Below are 23205 nucleotides of genomic sequence, written 5' to 3' on the forward strand. Positions count from 1 at the left end.
ATGGCCCGTGCTACGGCTACCCGTTGTTTTTGCCCACCAGAGATTTCGTAGGGATATTTTTCAAGCAGTTGGTGAATGCCCAACTCCCGACTGACGCTCTCCACCTTGCTCATCATTTCCTTGACTGGTCTGCGAGAAAGGACTAGAGGGAGAAGGATATTGTCCTTGACAGACAAGGTATCAAGCAGATTGAAGTCTTGAAAGACAAAGCCAAGTTTTTCCCGGCGGAAGCTGGACGCGTCTTTGTTCTTGATGGTTGAGGTGTCCGTGCCATTGAGGTAGACCCGTCCTTCGGTTGGCTGGTCCAGCATGGCTAGGATATTGAGGAGGGTTGATTTCCCGGATCCTGATTCCCCCATGATGGCGACATACTCCCCTTTTTCCACGGTAAAATGAATGTCCTTTAGGGCTTCGACTTGCGTGCCTTGAAAGCGGGTTTTGTAGATTTTTTTGATGTGTTGAACGTCTAACAATGACATACTTTTCTCCTTTTACTAGTAGATCAAGAAAAATTCTTGGGTTTGTTGTAGGACTTGGCGACCAAATTCCGCCTTTTCCAGATCGGTTTGCTCATTTGGTTTCTCAGTCTTTTTGAGTTGTTTCATCCATTTCAAGAGTTTCATTTTCTTGACCTCCTTCATTTGATGAGACTATTGTATAAAAAATAAAAGGCGGCTACCATAACCTAACCTTTCATTTTGACGTTTATTTCTTACATTTTTGTAAGATGGGGAAAAACTAATCCATGACCAACTTCTTTTCTTCAAAGTGAATGGCAACGGTCGTGCCTTGGCCAACCTCTGAGTGGAGGGTGATCTTGTGGCCCAATTGCTCTGCAATTTTCTTAGACAGATAGAGCCCCAGCCCTGAGGATTGCTGGGTCATGTGGCCATTGTAACCGGAGAAGCCCCGCTCAAAGACGCGGAGGACATCGCTATTTTTGATTCCAATCCCGCTGTCTTTTATATAGAGAGTTTGGTCTTTGAAATAGATCTCTATTCCACCTGTACTGGTGTACTTGAGGCTATTGGACAAGAGCTGCTCGATGATGACCAAAAGCCACTTGCGATCGGTAATGACGGCGACATCCAAATCATGCAGGTTCACTGTCAAGTTCTTTTGGATAAAAAAGAGGGCATATTTGCGGACCACTTCTTTGATCAAGTCCTCTAGCGACACGCGCTTTAAGACCAGATCGTCATGGAAACTCTCCAGTCGCAGGTACTGCAGAACCAGATTGGCATAGGAGTCAATCTTAAAGAGCTCCTGCTCCATCTGTTGCTTGATAATAGGTGTCTCGACATCTTGGACCAAGAGCTGGCTAGCTGCGATGGGCGTCTTAATCTGGTGAACCCAGAGGGTGTAGTAATCCATCAGGTCATTGAACTTGGCCTGGGCTACTTTGCCTTGCTCCAGGCGCGCCTGCTGTTCTTCTGTATATTTTTCATAAAGGAGATGTTCCAAGGGCGAAGCAGCCTCTATTTCCTCATAAAACGCAGCTTTGCGATAGTCTTGAAAGGTTATGACGAAATCCCAGACCAAGACACAGAGGCTAAAAAAGCCTAGTACTAGAGTCGCATAGAGGAACACATTCCCCGTCTCTGGAAAGAGATAGGCAAAGACCAAATCGACGATCAAAAAGATGACCAATAGATAGAGCAGGCGCCTGCGGGAAACCACATACTGCCAAACAATATTTCCAAATTTATTCATGGGTCAACCCGTAACCGATGCCTTTCTTGGTTTCGATGAAGTTTGACAAGCCAGCCTCTTCTAACTTCTTGCGAAGGCGGGCCACATTGACAGACAAGGTATTGTCATCAATAAAGAAGTCGCTATTCCAGAGCTCCTTCATCATGTCATCGCGCGCCACGATACTGCCCGCATGCTCAAACAGGACGCGCAGAATCTGAAATTCATTCTTGGTCAACTTGATAACTTCCCCTTCATACACCAAGTCCGTGGACTTGAGATTGAGGATGGCTCCCCGGTACTCCAGCAGATTTTGATCTGTCCCAAATTCGTAGGAACGGCGCAAGAGTCCTTGAACCTTGGCCAGGAGGACATTTTGGTCAAAGGGCTTGGTGACAAAGTCGTCTCCACCCATATTGATGGCCATGACAATATCCATGGCTTGATCCCGTGAAGAAAGAAACATGATCGGAACCTTTGAAACCTTACGAATCTCCTGGCACCAGTGGTAACCATTGTAGAGAGGCAGGCCAATATCCATGAGGATCAAGTGGGGATCACTTTCGACAAAGATCCCGAGGACATCCATAAAGTCCTCTACTGTGACCACTTCATAGCCCCATTGTTCCAATAATTGTTTGACTTGTTGGCGGATAATTTCATCGTCTTCTACTAAGAGAATTTTATGCATGGCTTTCTTTCCTTCTTTTTTTCTTCCTATTATAACAGATTAAGCAGCAGAGAAAAAGGCTGTTTCAGAGGGAAAGAAGATCTCACTCCTCCTTTCTTGATGGAGGGCGCTTTTTCTCCATCCATTTTTGTGCTATACTAAAAGAAATAAGACACGGGAGGCACAGATGTCAACTATTTTTGATTACCTAAAAGAAGTGACCTACGATTCCATATACGACCGTCCCTTCAAGGAACTGGATGTCCTGGCACTGACAGAGCTGACCTATCTTCCTTTTGATCGGATCGTACCCCAAGGGGATACGACCAATATTGAAGTCCGCTTATCTGATGCAGCAGAGCTAGTCGATCGAACCACCGATTTCATCGTGACAGACCAACACCTGCAATTAGTCGATGACTTAGCTAGTTCAAAGCGTTTTAAAAACATCAAACTCCTTAACTATGTCAACGAATATGACCCCGATGTTCAGAAGCAGTTTGCGGCTATGACCTATCGTCTTACCATGGATGTTTATTTAGTTGTCTTCAGAGGGACGGATGACACCTTGATCGGCTGGAAGGAAGACTTCCACATGACCTATATGGACCATGTCCCATCTCAGAGGCGTGCAGCCAGCTACCTGCAAAACGTCATGAAGGAATTTCCTAAAGGGCGCTTCTTAGTAGCCGGTCACTCCAAAGGGGGCAATCTCGCAACCTATGCCTGCTCTCACCTTCCAAATCATCTGTTTGAACGGGTCGATGCCATCTACAGCTACGATGCTCCTGGCCTCAACAGGGCCATTATCGAGACCGAAGGCTACCAGCGGACGTCCCCAAACATTCTTCGCTTTGTTCCTCAAGGTTCCATCGTCGGCATGATGCTAGAAGTCCCTGAGCCTGCTACAATCGTAAAAAGCCGAGCTTTTGGTGGCTTTGTCCAGCATGACGCTTTTACTTGGATGATTGAGAAAGATAAATTTGTGACCCTGGATCAAACCAGTCCCGATAGCCAGCAGACCGACGAGACCTTGAAGCAGTGGGTTCGCGAAACATCGGCGGATGAGCGCAAGAAGTTCTTTGATACCTTCTTCGGCCTCTTCTTAGATGCAGGCATTACTTCAATCAATGATTTGAGGAACTTGAAAAATTTCTCCAAGATCAAAGAGATCTTTCAAAATGCTCAAGACCTAGATCCTACAGAAAGGGAAATGCTGGAACGTCTAGCCAAGCAACTCCTCGATACCCGTGTCCAAGCTTGGAAAAAATGGCAGACGGTTCCCCGTATTCTGGTTCAAATGACTGCATTTTTCAAGCGAAAAAAATCACTCTTGTCCTCCTCACCTCTGCTCCTTGAGAACAAAGAATGAGACTCAACAACTGAAAAAAGAGACCACCTCTTCTATTCACTAGAACACAAAAATCATCTGAAAGACATTTCAGATGATTTTCTATTTTCTATTGGTCCTGAGAAGATGGAGCATCTGGCGTGCCTTCTTCTATGGAAGCTGGGCTTGCAGGCTCTGTTTCTGTCTCAGTTGTGGCAGTGTTGTTCCCTGCTGAAGCTGCTGTTCCTGTTTCCACCGGAGTCTCTGCAGTGACAGGCGTTTCAGTTGTGGTAGCTGGTTTGGTCACTTCGGTTGCAGATGGCACCGCTGCTAACTCTGCCTGAAAGGCTTGGATAGCCTGTAGTAAGGCTGCCTTGTCACTCTTAGGATTAGCCAATTGGTCAAAGAGAGCTTCTAAGCGATCAAATACAGCATCACTAGCACCCTTTTCCTGCAATTGTTGGTGAAGCGCCATCAATTGGTTATAGAGCTGTTGATAAAGGGCGACATCCCCAATCTGAGGCTCTTCTGTTTGCTTTTGTTTTTGCTTTTCAATGGTGTCACTGATTTCGCGTAACAGAGCTTGTCCACTTGCAATAGCCTTGTCTGGATCCGTCTCATTTCCAAGCTGAGCCAAACTTGCTTCAAAGGCAGTTCGTTTGGCCTGGTCTTCGACTTGTGGCAAGAGCGACTGGATTTGCTCTGAGAGGGCTGTCAGGATGCTGGTTCGTTGACGGGATTCTGTCGCCTTGTCCAACTCTCCATATAAGCCCTTGAGGAAATCATAGACCGCTAAGTTATAAGATGGGGACTGACTTCCTTTTTGATCCAAAACTGTTTTTTCAACAGGATAGGTTTGGCCTTTTTCTTGAGAGAAGAGCTGGTCAATTGCTTGCTTGGTTTGGTAGAGTTCCATAAAGTGAGCCTTAGCATCCCAGGCTTCTTCAAAGGCTTGGGATCGATAGAGTTTCAAAGATAGATCTGCTGCCTTGGTGCGCAGTTCTGGTGTCAAGCGCGCGTCGCTCAAGCTTTGGTAGAAGTACTTGAGATAGTCGACCGATGTCACACCCGTCCGATCTTGCATCTCCTGAACAGCTTCTAATAGCTTCCCTTCCTGCTCTAAACGCATGCTATCCTTGGCAGCATAGGCTTCCTGCAATTGTGAGACCAACCCTTCCTTCTTCAGTTGGAAAGCTTCTGTGTCTAGCAAGCGCACTTGTTCCAGCAATTCCTGGTATCGACGATCGAGGGCTGTCTCTTCTTTTGGTTTGATCGCTTGAGTCGCATGGATGTACTGTTCATCAACCTGCTTAAGACTGGCAAGATAGCCCTCTGTTGAATTGCTTGGGAAACTCTTGACATTTTCCAAGAAGTGGCCCAAGATGAGCTCAATCCGTCGTTGTTGCAATGGATCAGAAGCGTAAAGAGTCCGGCTTTCTGCTAAAAGTTGGTTGACCCTGTCCTCTACTGCTTTTTTATCCAAGTCTCCTTTTTTGTAAGGCGATTGGATGGTAGGAAGGCGATGGGCTAAGTAGTCTGCTAGTCCCGCTGAACGTACCTTGATATAGTGGTTGTGATCGCCATGTGGGATGACAAACTGACCATTTTCAATCTGGAGGCTATAAGGAGAAATCCCCGAGCGAAGGGCTGTTGCATAGAGTTCATTGATAAAGTCTAGTTCAGGATTACCAGTCTCAAGTGGGATCCGGACATGTTCCTTACGAACGGCATAAGGGTGGATGTGGGTCGGATCGTATTCTTGGTCTGGATTGTTAAAGACAAAGAAACCATTGGAAATCTTAATGGCCTCACGAGGGACGCCGTAGGTCTTGCTGATGTATTGGATCTTTTCCTCATCTGAGGCATCGCGAGAATAGCTGGCAACATCATCTGTCAGTGGCTGTCCCTTGTCCTCTTCTTTCTTACCTGCCAGAGTTGCCTCTGCTGCTGCAATCTCTTGAGGAGAGAGGTCCTTTTTATAGAAATAATGAGCGTGGTTGCCATGAGCGACCATGTAACCGTCCTCGTCCTTACTGATGACCATGTCTGCATGGAAACCATGATCGTGCTCCTCTTCGTGCTCGTGATCATGACTGTCCCCATGTTCATGCTCGTGACTATCCCCATGTTCATGCTCGTGCTCATGGTCAATTGGTTTTGTACTTGGACTTGAAGGCCGGTTTGGACTTATTTCAGCAGGTGTAGTAGCACCTTGGGCCCGAAGCAGTTGGAATTGCCGTGCCAGCTCACGTTCTAAAGGAGATAGGGAGCTGTATGGGATAAAGTGGAAATGATCCCCGTGAGGGTAGACAATTCCTTGATCGGTCCACTTGGTGATCTTACTTGGATCAAAGACAGAACCATCAGACTCCACATGACGAGAAGACAGAGGTGTTTTTTGCAATTCTTCCATCAGATTGCTCAGGTTTGGACTCGGTTTCGATGTAGACGGTTTAGAAGTCGTTGGTGTCACATGGGAATTGGTTGGACTTGGTGACACCTGGTTGCTAGCTTGTTTTCCTAAGCTTGGAGAGGCTTGATCTGGAGTCCCTTGATTCTTACCTGCTTCTACACTTGGGCTAGCTAAGTACGAGCTTCCAGCCTGGTGGCCACTTTGACCGCCTAGGACAGAGAGGGCTGCTGCTAACTCGCCAGCAGATAAGGCACTCTTTGGAATATAATGGTAATGTCCACCATGGGGCACAATGAAGCCATCCCCTGTATCTGAAATGACATCTCCAGGGCTAAAGACATAACCATCGTCCGTACGATAGCCTCCTCCTGAATGATTTTTAGCAGTCAGCGTTTCAAGGGTCTTCCCCTCTTTTAGCGCTTGACTAGGTTGACGGAAGTCACGGGTTTTGCCTGCCTTGTGCGAGGAGCTCGCCTGTACCGATCCCGTTTCCCCTTCTTCTTTAGCGCCTCCTTTTTGTTGTTGAGCGATCTCTTCGATCGAGCGCACATTGACAGTATGCTGCGCATCCTTTAAGTAGAGATAGTATTTCCCAGCGCGTTTAATGATATAGCCATCCTTGACCTTGCTAACAATATCAGCTTCTTGGAGCTGATAAGTTGGATCTCGCAAAATCAACTCCTCACTAAAGATGGCATCAAATGGGACCTTACCACTATAGTAATGAAAATGATCCCCATGAGAAGTGACAAAGCCTTCATCCGTAATTTTGATGACAATCTGCTCCGCCTGAGTCTTTTCCTTGGCATTGACTGCTTCGATGCTGTCTTCCTTTTTGCTGGAGGCAGTCGATGACGCTTTCTTTTCTGCCTGTAGATACTGAATCTGATTCTTTTTCTCTTCCTTAGCTTGTGGTTGCTGACTGAGCGCATAGGCACAAAGCCCTAGCCCCAAGGTCGCTACAATTCCAATCGTTCCCTTTTTCTTCATTCTTGATTTACTCCTCTAATTCCTTGGCTAAAGTCGCCATATTTTCTTCTAAATTTTCTAATAGATCCTTATCATTTTTCGGATCAGCTTCCAGTGGATCCAAGACCTTGACACGCGCCCCTGTTGCCTTGGCAATACTATCTGCCACTTTTGATGACGTGTGCTTTTCCACAAAGATCGTTTTCACCTTGTAGTCTTTGACAAACTGCTGGATCTCCGCCAATTGCCGAGCGGTCGGTTCTTGCTCTGGGGAAATCCCTGCAATCCCTAACTGCTTGAGACCAAAGCGTTTGGCCAGATAGGAAAAGGCCGTATGCTGGGTCACAAAAGTCTTTTGCTTGGCCTTGTCAAAGAGAGGCTGGTAGTGGGCTACCAGTTCCTCACAGCGCTTTTCAAGCTTTTGAGCATTGGTCTGATAGAGCTCCTTGTTCTTTGGATCAATCTCTCCCAAGCGCTGGGCGATGATCTTTCCTTCCTCTGCGATTTTTACAGGATCCAACCAAGTATGCGGATCATACAAGTGCTTGGCTTCTTTTCCCTGACCAGCATCGACATCCTCTAATCCAGCCACCTTATCAAGGGTCATTCCTTGGCTGCCTTCGATCACTCGCAACTTGGAACCTTGAAGATTGGGATCTAAGCGACCGGCCCAAGATTCCAGGGTCTGAGAATGATAGACAAATACATCCGCATCATAGATCTGGGCCACTTCCTTGGTTGAGGGTTCATAATCATGGATCCCTGCACCTGACTGAACCATCCAGATGTCATTTTGATCGCCAGAGATTTCCTTGACCAGGGCATAGATAGGATAAAAACTCGTGACAATTTTAAGACCTTTTTTAGAAGGGGGCTTGCCTGCATTTCCTTGACTTCCACAAGCTGTCAGCAGAAAGAAACCGAGAAACAAGAGTCCCAGAACCTTCATTCTTCTCCTATTCATCCTTCACCTCTTTTTCATTTTCGTTAACTAGTTTATTAATCAGTTAATTAACTAGTTAATAATACTGCTAATCATTTGCTTTGTCAAGTCTTTTTTGCATATTTTTCCTTTTAATGCTAGAGACTAACAATTTCCTAGACCCCACGAGCCTTTCTTACAGTAAAAAAAGAGGCTGGGACAAAAGTCCTAGCCTCTCTATTGTTTTTGGATTGTCGAGCAAGACGCAGTTGTTGAGTGGGCTCTAATACGCTGATTTCATCAGCTTATACAGGCCTACTCAACTGTGCGGAGGTGGAACGACGAAATCGAATTCTAACGAATGACCGATTTCTGTCCCACTCTCTTTTATTGACGGTAGAAATATTGATCAGCCGGGTAGTTGCCTGCAGATTGAGTGACCACTAGACGTGGCTTGCTGGTATCAGACTGGTCTCCATCTGGATTTTGGAACCCGATTTTCAAAAGTCCAATCGCAGCACCAGTCTCACCCATCTTCATCTCAACATAAGGGATCTTGCTCTTCTTATCCGAGTCCGCAACAGCCTTGAGGCTGCCTTGGCCCTTGACTTTTCCGTCTGCTTGGATGACGATTTCAGCTCCCTTGCCATTGCGCCAGGTTCCAGCTAAGCTTGAGAAATCGCCTCCGTTAATGGCCGCAATATCCAAGTCTTTCTCTTTTTTCGGTTGTGGGTAAGCTTTCCACCACTCTAGATGATAATCCCGAAAGGCCGCATCCCCAAAGAGAATCCGACGTTCTTGGGAAGCTACTCCATCAGGACCTGTCACACCTGCTGGGATCAAGTACAAGGTTTGCTCTTGCCCTTGGATCGCAGTCGCATTGGCCCCAGTGAAATAAACTTCATAATAGCCTTTTCGCTTCTTAGGCTCTTTTTCTTTATTGAACAAGTAACTCGCCCGAGTGCCTCCACTCCAGAAAGTCCAGCCAGTCTCCCCATTTACAATACTTGGAAAGGCATTGGTCTTGTTTTGGTAATACTCTTCTGGAGTATAGCCATAAAGTTTAAAACCGGAATCTGCGATTTCCTTTTCATAGGTATCATTGGAATAAGCACCTTCAAACGGTGAGAGATTGCCATCAAGGACGACATCATTTGGATCTGTCGATTTGAAAAAATCCTCCCGATTGGCAAAGACCATCTCGTGGTCAGGATTTTTATCAGACATGGTGACCGTGATCAAAGGCTTCTTATCTGTCTTGTATTTGAAGACACGAACAGTGACTGTAAAGTCTGTATTACCATCGGACTTTTTCATCTTGCCTGTAGAAACTTTATTAGACCCTTCGACCTTCCAATCCGTACTAAATTCAGCAGATACCTTGCCATCAGACGTTTGGTAATCGATCTTCCAAGCCTTGCCTTTTTTCTCGATTTTGGCTTCATCCCGTTCATTAGAGACGTAGTCACCACTCAAGTCAATAGCTTTTTCCTTTGGCTTAGTGGCCTTCTTACTGGTCTGGTTAAATTCCTTTTGATGGTCTGGTTGGATGTTGGAGCTAGAGTAGAGATAGACTCCACCGATCAGAACAGCTGCTCCGACCAGCCCCAAAATCGGCCCCAGGTATTTTTTCTTCCACTTAAGATTCATTTTACTACCTCCATGGAATAAGATCTTTACACTAGTATACCCTAAATCGAAAGTATAGTAAAATTCCCCTCTATGTAGTGGTTTCCCCGGCTTAAACCGACTAGTTTGAGCAGAGAATACCTGTTTTTCAAAAACAATATTTTGTTTATCATTATTTTTTTATCGTTTTTCGATACTTTTTTATTGACTAATTTTTTATAAGGAGTATACTATAAGTGAAAAATAAATAAACTTCAAGGAGGCTTGCGATGAAAAACTCAAAAACCTTAAAAAATGTCATTGAAGTCTTAACGGCTTTCATTTACTTCTGTGGCTTTATGACTGTGGCTGCACTGGTCGTCCACCTGCTTTCCCGCATGGGGCTTTTCAAAGATCTCATTCAATCAGGTCGCTTGTCCTTTGATGCGAATGGCATCCAGCTCTTCCCCAAACATCCGCAACCTCTCTGGCAGTTGCTCTTCCCACTAGCCTCAAGCGCTATCTATATTTACCTTCTCATCACCATTCGCAGCTTCCTCCAAAATCTCTACCAAGAAAAGATCTTTTCTCACTCCAACATTGATCTTTGCAACCGAGCTTGGAAGATTCTCTTGGTCTTGTCCTTTATGTCTGGCACACTTGAAACCAGTGGAAATGCTTATCTCCTCCCCTTCACTTTCCAATTTACCTTTAACACAGGACTTCTTCTTGCTGTCCCAATTGTCTGGGTCCTTGGCAAGATTTTAGAGAGAGGGATTGAGATTGCTGAAGAAAATGAGCTAACCATTTAAGGAGGGTGCCATGATTATCGTCAATCTAGATGTCATGCTGGCCAAGCGAAAAATGAAATCCAATGAGCTAGCCGACAAAATCGGCATCACGACAGCCAACCTCTCCATTCTCAAGACCGGCAAGGCCAAAGCCATCCGCTTCACTACTCTTGAAGCCATCTGCAAAGAACTCGACTGCCAGCCTGGAGATATCCTAGAATACAGGCCAGATGAATAGGGACTATATTCGGAGACTTTCCTTGGGTGAGGACGGACGGTAGCGAATCCCTCTGGGATTCCATACCTAAGATTTGAGCCCACTGTCTCAAATCTTCCGAGAGTCTGAAACGATACCGTTTCAGACTCTTTTCTCACTGCGGAAGTCTCCATTAATATTCATTACTAATAGGACTCATATACCATCCTTATAAAATTCAATGATGGGAACTATATCGACACAAGAAAAGCACTCCCGCGGGAGTGCTTTTTTACATATGTTTAACCAATAATGCTTCCATTTGGAACAGATGGATCAACGGTTAGGACCGTTAATTGATCTCCGTGTTCTGCGGAAAGAATCATACCTTGGCTGACATATTTCTTCATCATCTTACGTGGTTTGAGGTTGGCCACGATTTGGAGTTTCTTACCGACTAATTCTTGTTCATTTGGATAGAATTTCGCAATACCAGAGAGGATTTGACGGTCTTCGCCATCTCCTGCATCTAGGCGGAAGCGTAGCAATTTGTCTGATCCTTCGACGCGTTCCACTTCTTTGACTTCTGCTACACGGATTTCAACCTTGTCAAAGTCTTCAAATTTGATCTCATCTTTTTCAGACTTGAGTTCCACTTCTTCTGGAATCCATTCTTTTTCTTGTGGTTTTCCAGCAGTCATTTGAGATTGGATGTAGGCAATTTCTTCTTCCATGTCGAGACGTGGGAAGATTGGAGTTCCTTTGGCAACCACTGTGACATTTTCAGGGAAGCCTGCTAAGGTCAAGTTTTCAAGATCGAAGTCCAAGCCCAAGCCAAGTTGTTCCATGATGGCGTTTGAGGTGTTCATCATGAATGGTTGGATCAAATGAGCCACGACACGAAGACTAGCTGCCAAGTGAGCCATGACCGCTGCCAATTGTTCCTTGTCCCCATCTTCTTTAGCGAGGACCCAAGGAGCTGTCTCATCGATGTACTTGTTGGTCCGAGAGATGATGTTCCATACGGCTTCCAAAGCGCGTGGGTAATCAACCGCGTTCATTTGCTTGTGATATTCTGCGATGTTTTCTTCAACTACCTTAGCCAAATCTGCATCAAATGCTGTGACATTTTCCACATAAGCTGGAACTTGGCCACTAAAGTATTTATTGATCATGGCGACCGTCCGGTTGAGGAGGTTTCCAAGGTCATTGGCCAATTCATAGTTGATGCGGGCCACGTAGTCTTCTGGTGTGAAGGTCCCATCTGAACCAACTGGAAGACTACGCATGAGGTAGTAACGAAGCGGATCCAAGCCGAAGCGTTCCACCAACATTTCTGGGTAGATGACATTCCCTTTAGACTTAGACATCTTGCCGTCTTTCATGACAAACCAACCATGGCCAATCAAACGTTCTGGCAATTTGATATCCAACATCATGAGAAGGATTGGCCAGTAGATGGAGTGGAAACGAAGGATGTCTTTTCCGACCATGTGGAAGACCGTTCCGTTCCAGAATTTGTCAAAGTTTTCATGATCTTCTTGGCCATAACCAAGAGCCGTCACATAGTTAAGCAGAGCATCAAACCAAACGTAGACAACGTGTCGAGGATTGGATGGAACTGGGACTCCCCAGGTAAAGGTAGTACGAGATACCGCCAAATCTTCCAAACCGGGCTCGATGAAGTTTTTCAACATTTCATTGAGACGGCCATCTGGCGTGATGAAATCAGGTTGGGATTTGAAAAACTCAACCAAGCGGTCTTGGTATTTGCTGAGACGAAGGAAATAAGATTCTTCAGAAACCCATTCTACTTCGTGGCCTGATGGGGCTACCCCACCGATGACCTTGCCATTCTCATCACGGTAGACCTCAGCCAATTGGCTTTCTGTAAAGAACTCTTCATCAGAGACTGAATACCAACCAGAGTATTCACCAAGGTAGATGTCGTCTTGAGCCAGCAAGCGTTCAAAGATCTGGGCCACCACTTTTTCATGGTAATCGTCTGTCGTACGGATGAATTTATCATATGAGATATCGAGTAATTGCCAGAGTTCTTTCACTCCAACGGCCATCCCATCTACATAAGCTTGCGGCGTGATCCCAGCTTCTTCTGCTTTCTGCTGGATCTTTTGACCGTGCTCATCAAGACCAGTCAGGTAGAAAACATCGTAGTTCATCATACGTTTGTAACGCGCCAAGACGTCACAGGCGATCGTTGTGTATGCTGAACCAATATGCAATTTACCAGATGGGTAATAGATAGGGGTTGTGATGTAGAATGATTTTGTCATGTTTCTTTTCCTTTCAGGGCTAATGGAACCCAATTTAGTAACACTCTATTATAACATTTTTATGAGACCCTGAAAACCCAAAATCAGCTAGGATCTAAGGAAGACAAGCAAAAAGAGAGTGGGACAGAAATAGGTAATTCGTTAGAATTCGATTTCGTCGTCCCACCTCCGCACAGTTGAGTAGGGCTGTATAAGCTGATGAAATCAGCGTATTAGAGCCCACTCAACCACTGCGTCTTGCTCTACAATCCAAAAATAAGAAGAGGCTAGGACTTTTGTCCCAGCCTCTTCTATGATTGATAACGAATCCCGCTAGAATTGCCTCGCTTTGGTATTTCTAGGCTCGGGATAAAAATATCCACTGGATATTTTTATTTTCCAAGATAGTATTCTTTTACAACGTTCAATTTTTCGTCAAATTCGAATACCAATGGTGGGAAGTTAGGGATTTCCACATCCATGATTTCGTCGTCTGACAATTGTTTGATGTGTTTTACAAGGGCACGGATTGAGTTACCGTGTGCTCCTACGAATACGTTTTTACCGTCTTTAAGAGCTGGAGCGATTTTATCTTCCCAGAATGGAAGGGCACGTTCCAAAGTAACTTTCAAGTTTTCAGCATCTGGAATCACTGAATCGTCAAGTGAAGCGTAACGACGGTCAGTGTGTGCTGAGTGTTCATCATCACGGTCCATTGCAGGAGGCAATACATCGTAAGAACGACGCCAGATGTGAACTTGTTCATCACCAAATTGTTCAGCAGCTTCTGCTTTGTTTTTACCAGTCAAACCACCGTAGTGACGTTCGTTCAAACGCCATGATTTTTCAACTGGAACCCACAATTGGTCAGAAGCTTCAAGAGCCAAGTTAGTAGTTTTGATCGCACGTTTCAATACTGAAGTGTATGCTTGGTCAAATTCGATACCAGCTTCTTTGATCAATTTACCAGCGTCGATCGCTTGTTGTGTACCTTTTTCAGACAAATCAACATCAGCCCAACCAGTGAAAAGGTTAGCTTTGTTCCATTCAGACTCACCGTGGCGAGCAAAAACCAATTTTACCATTAGATGGATCTCCTTTTTATTCTCCGAGGTTTCCCCCGTTTATCTATTTTATTCTACTAGATTTTCAGTAAAAAATCTAGTGGCGACCATAGAAAAGTGCAATTTCTCACAAAAAAGAGCCTGACGGCTCTCTTGGAATATCTTCATCATTGTTTTTGACACTCTGAGCAAATACCATAGACGGTCATTTGGGTCTTGGTGATCTGGTAGCCACTTTGACTGGCTGCTTCTTCGCGAAGATCTGGGACTTCAATGTCCACATCTGCGATACGGCCACATTTTTCACACACCACATTCAAATGGTCATGCCCCATGAAATCAAAATAGGTCGTGGTATCATTGCGAACCTTGATCTCAGAAACAACCCCCTCATCAATTAAAACCTTGATATTGTTGTAGACAGTTGCTAGACTCATGCTTGGAAACTGAGGCAATAAATCGCGATAGATCTTCTCAGCACTTGGATGTTCATGACTCGCCACTAAATAGGAAAGAACTGCTCTGCGAGTATAGGTAATCCGAATGCCCTTAGCACGCAAACTTTGCAAAACTTCTTCCACTCGCTCTTCTTCATGACGATGCAATGTGTTCACTATGATCCCCCCTTTCCAATTTGATTTAATCGATTCGTTACCCCTATTATAGCATGTTTCAAAATAAATCACTATTTAGAATGCTTTTAATTAAAAAAATGTCCAGTGGACATTTTTTTCACGAGCCTGAAAACGGAAAAGCGAGGTTATGTCCAGTGGACACTGATTCACGTATCTAAATACGACTTTTTATCTTAAAAATGAAACTAATTAATTAGTTTCATTTTTAAGAGAACCGAGGAATAATGAACCACCAATCAATACGATGATACCACCAATCCATCCTAAGAATGGGATAATCGCAACAGATCCACCTACAATCAGTAGCTCTGAAGGAGCAACACCCACTCGCTCATCACCCTTGTAATAAACAATTGCAATAATTCCTAATACTAGATTTGCAATTTTCAAAGCATTTAATAAAAGAATTGATCCAGCAGTTGCATCTGAACTAGCTGTAGCAGCTGCAGTACCAAGAATAAAGAACGGTCCAACTAATAGTAAAATACCACCAACTAAACCTACAATTCCGCTAAAAAGTGCTAAAGTTTTTGTTTTCATCTTACTTTTCTCCTATTTTATACATTTAGAACTAACTAAATTCTATTGATTAGATATTATATGTTCTACATGGTTACCAGAATATCCTACATATACAAGTATTAATTTGAACTTTCTCCAAATTACATATAGTAATACAGACAACCACTATAAACTTTTCTTAATTGCTCCCTTTCCTAATTTACTTTCATGCTCCACAGTATTATACTATGGTTACTAAAAAAAAAAAAGCATTTTTTGAAATTAATTATTATTTAGTGAAATTTTTTATAAAAAAAGAATTAAGCATCAAACTTAATTCTACTATGCAACGTAAAATTAATAAATCCCTCTCACTACTCTCAGCCGGTCCAACTGGTCATCCAGCGCACGGTTCCTAGGATCATTTTGACCACGAGGATCATAAAACAGAACTCCAGTACAAACCACAGCCCTTTCAGTAGATACAAAATAGGTCGGATAAACAACAGGGCAAAGAGTCCTAAAATGAATCGCATGTTCTTTTCTCTCTCTTTCTTTTTTCCTATTATACCCTTATCCTATAGAGCTGTCCAACAAAAAAACCACCCTAGAAATCTAGGATGGCTTTTCAAAATGCAATTATTTAACTGCTTCTTTAAGAGCTTTACCAGCTTTGAATGCTGGAACTTTAGAAGCTGCGATTTTGATTTCTTTACCAGTTTGTGGGTTGCGACCTTTACGAGCTGCACGTTCACGAACTTCGAAGTTACCGAAACCGATCAATTGAACTTTTTCACCTTTTGAAAGGTATTCTGAAACAGCTGCAAATACAGCGTCAACTGCTGCTGCTGAGTCTTTTTTAGTCAATTCTGTAGCTTCTGCCACTTTTGCGATCAAATCTTGTTTGTTAGCCATTTAACAAATCCTCCAAATTTTTTTAGGCTTTACGCCTTAACAGTACTATAATATCTAAAAAAAGCCTTTAGGTCAAGTACTAAACCTGTTTTTTCAAACATTTATTCAGCTTATTCGTAGCGCACCAAAACTGCAAATGCATTCTCACCTGTATGGGTTTGAATAATCGATCCAGTTTCGAGAACAGGGATTGCTTTTTCAACGAGCGATTGCAACTGAGCCTTCATTTCATTGGCCCACTCTGGTGTTCCTGCATAAGAGATTCCGATCTCAGCCACCTTATTATGGGAAAGTTTCTCTACCAATTCATCCAACCATTTCTTAAAGGTCTTGTTCCCACGCCCTTTGACGATTGGTTCCAACTGATGGTCCTTCATTTGCATCACCACACGGATGTTAAGAAGCGAGCTCAAAAGTCCGGTAACACGGCCAATTCGACCACCTTTAACTAGATTTTCCAAGGTAGATACGCCGATATACAACTCTGTCTTTTCTTTGACTTCTTCAATACGAGCTAAAACGGTGTCTAGATCTGCTCCTTCTTTAGCCAACTTAGCTGCCTCAACCACTTGGAACTTCATGGCTTGGTCTGTAAAGCCACTATCAATCACAGTCACTTCTGCTCCTGACAAGGTTGCTCCTTGACGTGCCGCCTCTACTGTTCCTGACAAGGCATGAGACATATGAATCGAAACGATATGAGCTCCGTCTGCTGCTAACTTTTCATAAATTTCCGCAAAAACTCCAACGGGTGGTTGGCTGGTCTTTGGAAGATTTTTGCTAGACTGCATTAAGCGCAAGAAGTCCCCTTGGCCCAACTCACTGTCAGAATAAAGGACTCCATCCACCATAACAGAAAGCGGCACAATCGTAATGCCATATTCTTCAACCACTTCAGGCTCAATTGTAATAGATGAGTCTGTAACTATTTTAATATTTGCCATATATTCCTATACTCTTCCTAGAATGTTCTGCTTTCATTATATCAAAAAACACGAGGTTTTGCAGTGAAAGATAACTAGTTCGGCTCCCTTAATCATCTGCAGCAGAAAAACCTGTATTGTGAAGGACATGGTCTTGGACAATTCCTTGATCATCCGAGAGCAACCCATGGAGAACCCCTCCATAAACAGCGCCCCCATCGACACCCATTTTTTGATCTGAAATCCAAAGATTTTCGGTACCGACTGGCTCATTGAGCAGTCCATAGACCGGTGTATGACCAAAGACGATCCATTTGCCTGTCTGATTCTCCGCTTCATGGAATGGTTTTCGGATCCAGACCTTTTGGTAATCACTGGTTTCTCGCCAATTTTCAAGGGTTAGATCCACACCAGCGTGGACAAAATAATAGGTCTCTGTCTCGTAGTCAAAAGGCAAACTACGGATGAAAGCCACCAAGTCAGGAACGGCGTTTTCTACTGCTTGCGCATCCGCAATCCCATCTACAGGAGCATCGAGTGGCCGGCCTAACAGAGAGTTGATGGTCGTATCGCCACCATTTCTTCGGTAGTGGTCATAACGCTCTTCTGGATTGTCCAACCAGGCTAAAAACATGTACTCGTGATTCCCGGAAAGGCAAACAGCTCCGTGATGGTCTACGTAGTCTTTTACGATTTCAATCGATCGTTTGCTGTTTTCGCCTCGATCTATCAAATCCCCTAAAAAGATCAATTGGGCTTTTCCATCCCACTCTGTCATGATCTCTTCTAGCATTTGTGCTTTTCCGTGAATATCTCCGACTACAAAGTATGTTGACATTGTTTCAAACCTTCTTTCTCTTAACGCTTGAGAAGTTGCTCTGCTTGTTGACGGGCAGCTTCCGTTAAATCCTCTCCTGCCAGCATCTTGGCAATTTCTTCGATTCGTTCTTCTCTATTGAGCAAACGCACAGTAGATACAGTTGAGTGTTCATCACTGATTTTCTCAATATAGAATTGATAATCTGCTGCAGCGATGACTTGAGGCAGGTGAGAAATGGCAAGCACTTGGCCATTTTGACCAATCTTATGAATTTTCGCTGCGATGGCTTGGGCCACGCGCCCAGAGACTCCTGTATCCACCTCGTCAAAGACGATACTGGTTTTTCCTTCTTTTCGAGAAAAAGCCGACTTAATGGCCAACATCAAACGTGACAATTCTCCGCCAGATGCTACCTTGACAAGGGGTTTAAAGTCCTCACCTGGGTTGGTCGAAATGTAAAATTCGACGGCTTCATTTCCCTCACGATTAAACTTAGCCTTGCTAAAACGCACTTGGAAACGCGCCTTGTCCATGTAGAGGTCTGCCAATTCTTGCTGGATTTCATTTTCCAAGGCTTGGGCCAGAGCATGCCGCTGATCACTCAAATCTTGAGCCAAGGTGACCAAACTCTTTTCCAAACGTTTGAGTTCTTTTTCCAAGTCCTCAGACGAGAGGTCACTTCCGGTGAGGAGGCTATATTCTTTGGTGATTTGCGCCAGGTATTCTAAGACATCCTTGACTTGGCCACCATACTTGCGCGTGATGGAGTGGATCAAATCTAAACGTGATTCCACCTGCATGAGGCGATTGCCATCAAACTCCAGACCATCGACTACATCTTCTAAGCGCTTGGTAATATCCTCAAGGGCATAGAAGGTTTCAGATAACTGGCTTGAGAGCTCTTTGTAGCTGGGATCATATTCTTCAATGCTTTCCAGATCATTCATGGCTGAGCGAACATTGGAGAGGCTCGAAAATTCTTCTGCATCCAGCATGGTATAGGCATTGGTTAGGGTATCTGCAATCATCTTGTGGTTGAGCAGGCGTTGGCGTTCTTGCTCCAGACGCACGTCCTCATCCACTTCCAAGGCAGCTGCCTCAATCTCTGCGATTTGAAACTCCAACATCTCGATACGGGCCTTGTTTTCCTGCTGGTTGCGCTGGAGTTCCACCACTTGTTTGCGCAGGCGTTTGTAGTCTTCAAAGGTCTGACGATACGCGTCTTTGGTTTGGAAAAAGGCTGCATCCCCAAATTCATCCAGCATAGCGATATGCAATTGGGGCCGCATAAGTTCTTCCTGATCATGCTGGCCATGGATGTCCACCAAATGTTGACCGACTGCCTTTAAGACAGATAAATTCACCATCTGACCATTGATCCGGCTGACACTTCGTCCATTTTGCAGGATCTCTCGGCGAATGATCAATTCATCGGTCCACTCTAGTCCTTGCTCTTCAAAAAGAGCTGTCAGGTGTCGATTACTCTCAACGGTAAAGAGACCTTCGATTTCCGCTTTTGGGGCTCCATGTCGAATGACATCCGTCGTTGCGCGGCTTCCCAGCATCATGTTCATGGCATCGATAATGATGGATTTCCCTGCACCTGTTTCCCCTGTCAGTACCGTCATTCCCTTTTCAAAATTTAAGGAAATCTCTTCGATAATGGCAAAGTTCTTAATCGAAATTTCTAATAGCATAGGCTCTTACCACCCAAAGATTGATTTGAGGATATTCTCTGCTTCTGGAGCTGAATAGGCGATCAACAAGATCGTATCATCATCTGCAACAATACTAAAGATATGCTCCTTATAAATCTCCCGCAAGCGACGTTTAACTAAGGGAGCTGTCCCTGGAACCATGGTGAAATTGACATATTCTCCCATGCGACGATGAGACAAGATATTGCTTTCGATCATCCCAATCCCTTGGTGGTGCTTACGTGGCAATTCATAGACATAGGTCATGTCTTTTAGAGGGCGTTTTACGATGCCCAATTCTTTGATATCCCGTGACACCGTCGCTTGGGTTGCTGAGATGCCTTCTTCTTTCAAATGTTCGACGATCTCTTCTTGCGTCCCCACTTCATGATCGCGAATGAAGCGACGAATTTTTTCTAATCTGATATTCTTACTCTTCATGTTTAAATTCCTTGTGTGCCAGCTCCACAACAGCCTCCAGCTGCTCTGTAGTCGGCTTTGTTTTCTCTTCTTTTTTTTCTAGATACATCAAAAATTCGATGTTGCCATGGCCTCCTTGGATAGGGGAATAATCTACTCCCATTACCGCAAAGCCATGTGTCCCTGCAAAAGCAGCGACCTTTTCAAGAACGGCTAAATGAATCTTAGGATCCTTAATGATCCCATTTTTCCCGATCTGTTCGCGTCCTGCCTCAAACTGAGGTTTGACCAAGGCCACGACTTGTCCATTTTCTGCCAAAATCCGGTGAAGGGCTGGCAGAATCAAGTCTAAGGAAATAAAGCTGACATCGATACTCGCAAAGCTCGGTGTCGCTTCAAAATCATCTGGCTCGGCATAGCGGAAATTGAACTGCTCCATCGAGACCACCCGAGGATCATTGCGCAATTTCCAGGCCAACTGATTGGTCCCGACATCCACCGAAAAGACCTGGCTGGCTCCGTTTTGCAGCATGACATCTGTAAAGCCACCTGTAGAAGCTCCAATATCAATCGTAATTTTACCCTCTACAGATAAACCAAATTGGTTCAGGGCTTTTTCTAATTTGAGTCCGCCCCGACTGACATATTTAAGCTTTTCGCCCTTTAATTTCAACTCGGTTGCTTCATCAATTTTTTCACCCGGTTTATCGAAGCGCTCACCATTGATAACGGCAACGACAAGGCCTGCCATCACCCCTCTTTTGGCTTGTTCGCGGGTATCAAATAGGCCTTGTTTATAGGCTAATACATCCACTCTTTCCTTAGCCATCTATTCGTAATCCTTCTATTAATTTCTTGATCGCTCGCGGATCAAACTCACAAGCACTTGTAATCTGATCCAACAAGTCCTCGCAAGCGTCTAATTCACTTGTCAGCAAAGCTTTTGATTCTTCCAATCCCAACAGGGCTGGATAGGTCGATTTTTCAGCTACTAAGTCCTTTTGAGGGGTCTTACCCAAAGCTTCAAAATCAGCGACCAGATCCAAAATATCATCCCGCACTTGAAAAGCCAGGCCTAATTTTTTCCCGATTTTTTCTAAGAGCTGACCAATGTCTGCTTGCAACTCTAAAATCAAAGCTGCTGCAATGAAAGGATAGGCAAGGAGGCGCCCTGTCTTATTGGCATGGATAGTCTGCAATTCTGCTAGCGTGAGCTGTTTGTGCTCCCCTTCCATATCAAGGACTTGGCCAGCTACCATTCCACGACTACCGGAAGCATCCGACAATTCTAAGATCAAGGAAACCTTGACCGCATCAGGAAGGGCACTCGCAGCTATCAGCCCAAAGGGATCGAGAAAAAGCGCATCCCCTGCTAAAATCGCCAAGTCTTCTCCGAATTTCTTGTGGTTGGTCAATTGCCCCCGACGGTAATCGTCATTGTCCATGGCTGGTAGATCATCATGGATAAGGCTTCCTGTGTGGATCATCTCCAATGCCCCTGCCACCTGAAAATGAGCCTCTGTCAACTCCTGTCCGAAGGCTTCTAACAATTCTAGAAGAAGCATTGGGCGCAGGCGTTTTCCACCTGCCTGGATCGAATAAAGGACCGAGTCCACTAAATGGGGGGCAACGGCTTTCTCCTCATAAAAAGAGCGAACTGCTTGCTCTACTCTATTTCGTTTTTCTTCTTGTCTCATGCTAGATCCGCTTCAGTACCATCTGCTTGCATGACCTTGACCAAGGTTTTCTCTGCTTGATCCAAGGTATCTTGCAATTCTTTTGACAACTTCATTCCTTTTTGGAATTCTGTAATGGCTTCTTCAAGAGCCACATCTCCACTCTCCAATTTTTGGACGATGGCTTCCAAATCTGCTAAATTTTCTTCAAATTTCTTTTCTTTCGACATGTTTTACCTCTACTTCTAACTGGCCATCTCTCATGATGAGGGACAGCGGGTCTCCTTCTTTTACGTTAGCAACCGAGTCTAGGACCTGATCGTCTTGCTTAACCATGGCATAGCCACGCGCAATAATCCGACTGGTATCGAGCATCAAGAGGGCTTCTGATAAGCCTTGCACCTTGGTCTTTTGCTCTTTTAGGACTTGTTCCATTCGGTTGGTTAAGATTCTCTTATCTTGGAGCAGGCGGTCTTGGTAGCGCTCAATGCGATGCAAAGGCGACATGGCTTCTAGGCGATGACGCAGACCTTGCAGCTGATTGGCCCCTTGTCCATAAGCATCCCGCATTCCTTGTTTCAATCGTAATTGCAACTGGTCAATTTTTTGCAGGTAGCCATCATAGAGTCTTTCAGGCTGTCTAAAAATAACCGATTGACTTAATTTGGCCAAGCGTTCACGATTATAGGCCAAACGATTGGACATGGCTGTTGCCATGCGATTTTCCTGCTTTTGTAAATGGGACAAGAGATCCAGCTTCGTTACTGGAGTGGCCAATTCAGCAGCGGCTGTCGGAGTAGCGGCTCGTCGGTCTGCTACAAAATCGGCTAGAGTCGTATCTGTCTCATGTCCAACACTGGAGATAATCGGAATCCGCGATTCAAAAATGGCTCGCACCACTGCTTCTTCATTAAAGGCCCAGAGATCTTCAATTGAACCACCCCCACGACCGATAATCAAGACATCCAAATCATCCCGTTGATTGGCTCTTTGAATATTAGCAACCACCTCACTAGATGCGCCGTCACCCTGAACCTTGGTCGGGTAGAGCACAATCTCTACACCAGGGAAGCGTCGGCTCACCGTTGTGATAATATCGCGAATCACGGCCCCACTTTGACTAGTGATGACCCCGATCTTTCTTGGAAATTGTGGCAGAGCTTGCTTCCACCGATCCTGAAAGAACCCTTCTTCGGTCAACTTTTTCTTGAGTTGCTCAAATTGGATGGCCAAGGCCCCTACTCCATCTGGCTCAGCCTTTTCAATGACAATGGAATAACTCCCACTTGGCTCATAGAGCTGAATGCGACCGATGACGTTGATCTTCATGCCTTCTTCTAGCTCAAAACCAAAGCTTCGATAAACCCCAGCCCAGACCGTCGCCTGAATAACCGCTTTTTCATCCTTTAATGAAAAATACTGGTGGTTGGGGCGTTTTCGGAAATTGGAGACCTGCCCTGTCAGATAAACCCTTTCCAAATAGGGATCCTTATCAAATTTTAATTTCAAATATTTGGTCAAACTTGATACGGATAAATAGTTGGACATAGGAACTCCTTTCTGCAGAATATGATCAAGTTTAATTATACCAAAAAACACCAAAAAAGGCTGGCAGACAAAGCGAAATCATGAATTTCCTTTCTCTACAAGCCTCATTTTATTCAAGTTACCCTCTACTTGTCTGTTTAAC

23 protein-coding genes are annotated in these 23205 nt (G+C 44.5%); 3 read left to right on the forward strand and 20 right to left on the reverse strand.

From position 1 onward, the window contains the following. From HMPREF2917_RS11710 to HMPREF2917_RS06055, 4 genes are all read right to left on the reverse strand, one after another. Positions 1-479 (reverse strand): ABC transporter ATP-binding protein (locus HMPREF2917_RS11710; protein ID WP_256324256.1); only part of this gene is annotated, 479 nt, incomplete at its 3' end. Between the two features lie 15 nt (positions 480-494). Beyond that, positions 495-623, reverse strand: a complete 129-nt coding sequence (locus HMPREF2917_RS11715; RefSeq protein ID WP_256324257.1) for a hypothetical protein — start codon at positions 621-623, stop codon at positions 495-497. 115 nt (positions 624-738) lie between these two features. Next, positions 739-1713 (reverse strand): sensor histidine kinase, encoded by a 975-nt coding sequence (locus tag HMPREF2917_RS06050; protein ID WP_070589573.1) that lies wholly within the window; start codon positions 1711-1713, stop codon positions 739-741. Continuing rightward, the gene (locus HMPREF2917_RS06055; protein WP_070589575.1) at positions 1706-2383 is read right to left on the reverse strand and encodes a response regulator transcription factor; all 678 of its coding nucleotides are present in this window, start codon (positions 2381-2383) and stop codon (positions 1706-1708) included. Before HMPREF2917_RS06055 ends, HMPREF2917_RS06050 begins: the two co-directional genes overlap by 8 nt. A gap of 166 nt (positions 2384-2549) precedes the next feature. On the opposite strand from HMPREF2917_RS06055, the gene HMPREF2917_RS06060 reads away from it, so the two are divergent. Next, a complete protein-coding gene (locus HMPREF2917_RS06060; protein WP_070589577.1) occupies positions 2550-3734 on the forward strand; it encodes a DUF2974 domain-containing protein in 1185 nt (394 codons plus the stop codon). A gap of 88 nt (positions 3735-3822) precedes the next feature. On the opposite strand, the gene HMPREF2917_RS06065 is transcribed toward HMPREF2917_RS06060, so the two are convergent. The 3 genes from HMPREF2917_RS06065 to HMPREF2917_RS06075 form a co-directional block, all read right to left on the reverse strand. After that, positions 3823-7095 (reverse strand): pneumococcal-type histidine triad protein, encoded by a 3273-nt coding sequence (locus tag HMPREF2917_RS06065; RefSeq protein WP_070589579.1) that lies wholly within the window; start codon positions 7093-7095, stop codon positions 3823-3825. A gap of 7 nt (positions 7096-7102) precedes the next feature. Next, positions 7103-8038: a metal ABC transporter solute-binding protein, Zn/Mn family gene (locus HMPREF2917_RS06070; protein WP_024054879.1), complete on the reverse strand. Its 936-nt coding sequence runs from the start codon at positions 8036-8038 to the stop codon at positions 7103-7105. 345 nt (positions 8039-8383) lie between these two features. After that, positions 8384-9646 carry a DUF6287 domain-containing protein gene (locus HMPREF2917_RS06075; protein ID WP_070589581.1) on the reverse strand — a complete coding sequence of 421 codons (1263 nt, stop codon included), beginning with the start codon at positions 9644-9646 and terminating at the stop codon, positions 8384-8386. 248 nt (positions 9647-9894) lie between these two features. On the opposite strand from HMPREF2917_RS06075, the gene HMPREF2917_RS06080 reads away from it, so the two are divergent. Further along, positions 9895-10416, forward strand: a complete 522-nt coding sequence (locus HMPREF2917_RS06080) for a DUF2975 domain-containing protein (protein ID WP_070589583.1) — start codon at positions 9895-9897, stop codon at positions 10414-10416. Positions 10417-10426: 10 nt separating this feature from the next. Next, positions 10427-10633, forward strand: coding sequence for a helix-turn-helix domain-containing protein (locus tag HMPREF2917_RS06085; RefSeq protein WP_003006064.1), 207 nt, complete (start codon positions 10427-10429; stop codon positions 10631-10633). 260 nt (positions 10634-10893) lie between these two features. Here the strand turns inward: HMPREF2917_RS06085 and metG are convergent, their stop codons facing one another. The 13 genes from metG to xseA all read right to left on the reverse strand — a co-directional run bounded on the left by metG (position 10894) and on the right by xseA (position 23063). Beyond that, on the reverse strand, positions 10894-12885 hold the full coding sequence (gene metG / locus HMPREF2917_RS06090; RefSeq protein ID WP_070589585.1) for a methionine--tRNA ligase: 1992 nt from the start codon (positions 12883-12885) through the stop codon (positions 10894-10896). Between the two features lie 371 nt (positions 12886-13256). After that, positions 13257-13949, reverse strand: coding sequence for a phosphoglycerate mutase (locus tag HMPREF2917_RS06095; protein ID WP_003012031.1), 693 nt, complete (start codon positions 13947-13949; stop codon positions 13257-13259). A gap of 146 nt (positions 13950-14095) precedes the next feature. Next, positions 14096-14542 carry a Fur family transcriptional regulator gene (locus HMPREF2917_RS06100; RefSeq protein WP_083307671.1) on the reverse strand — a complete coding sequence of 149 codons (447 nt, stop codon included), beginning with the start codon at positions 14540-14542 and terminating at the stop codon, positions 14096-14098. 210 nt (positions 14543-14752) lie between these two features. Next, the gene (locus HMPREF2917_RS06105; protein WP_070589587.1) at positions 14753-15103 is read right to left on the reverse strand and encodes a hypothetical protein; all 351 of its coding nucleotides are present in this window, start codon (positions 15101-15103) and stop codon (positions 14753-14755) included. A 600-nt stretch (positions 15104-15703) separates the two neighbouring features. Further along, entirely contained in the window at positions 15704-15979 is a 276-nt protein-coding gene (locus HMPREF2917_RS06110; RefSeq protein WP_003006038.1) for an HU family DNA-binding protein, read from the reverse strand. Positions 15980-16089: 110 nt separating this feature from the next. Next, positions 16090-16923: a DegV family protein gene (locus HMPREF2917_RS06115; protein ID WP_049514252.1), complete on the reverse strand. Its 834-nt coding sequence runs from the start codon at positions 16921-16923 to the stop codon at positions 16090-16092. A gap of 88 nt (positions 16924-17011) precedes the next feature. Beyond that, positions 17012-17740, reverse strand: coding sequence for a metallophosphoesterase (locus HMPREF2917_RS06120; RefSeq protein WP_070589589.1), 729 nt, complete (start codon positions 17738-17740; stop codon positions 17012-17014). A gap of 20 nt (positions 17741-17760) precedes the next feature. Beyond that, complete coding sequence (recN, locus tag HMPREF2917_RS06125; protein ID WP_070589590.1) at positions 17761-19419, reverse strand: DNA repair protein RecN; 1659 nt, start codon at positions 19417-19419, stop codon at positions 17761-17763. Between the two features lie 6 nt (positions 19420-19425). Further along, a complete protein-coding gene (locus HMPREF2917_RS06130; protein ID WP_003006022.1) occupies positions 19426-19860 on the reverse strand; it encodes an arginine repressor in 435 nt (144 codons plus the stop codon). Further along, positions 19850-20668 (reverse strand): TlyA family RNA methyltransferase, encoded by an 819-nt coding sequence (locus HMPREF2917_RS06135; RefSeq protein WP_049503544.1) that lies wholly within the window; start codon positions 20666-20668, stop codon positions 19850-19852. Before HMPREF2917_RS06135 ends, HMPREF2917_RS06130 begins: the two co-directional genes overlap by 11 nt. After that, a complete protein-coding gene (locus HMPREF2917_RS06140; RefSeq protein ID WP_070589592.1) occupies positions 20661-21536 on the reverse strand; it encodes a polyprenyl synthetase family protein in 876 nt (291 codons plus the stop codon). The genes HMPREF2917_RS06135 and HMPREF2917_RS06140 overlap by 8 nt, the downstream gene beginning before the upstream one ends. Further along, positions 21533-21745: an exodeoxyribonuclease VII small subunit gene (locus HMPREF2917_RS06145; RefSeq protein WP_003006013.1), complete on the reverse strand. Its 213-nt coding sequence runs from the start codon at positions 21743-21745 to the stop codon at positions 21533-21535. The genes HMPREF2917_RS06140 and HMPREF2917_RS06145 overlap by 4 nt, the downstream gene beginning before the upstream one ends. Continuing rightward, on the reverse strand, positions 21723-23063 hold the full coding sequence (gene xseA, locus HMPREF2917_RS06150) for an exodeoxyribonuclease VII large subunit (RefSeq protein WP_070589594.1): 1341 nt from the start codon (positions 23061-23063) through the stop codon (positions 21723-21725). The genes HMPREF2917_RS06145 and xseA overlap by 23 nt, the downstream gene beginning before the upstream one ends. Positions 23064-23205: the final 142 nt, after the last annotated feature.

It is taken from the genome of Streptococcus sp. HMSC061E03, from assembly GCF_001813505.1.
Taxonomy (GTDB): Bacteria; Bacillota; Bacilli; order Lactobacillales; family Streptococcaceae; genus Streptococcus.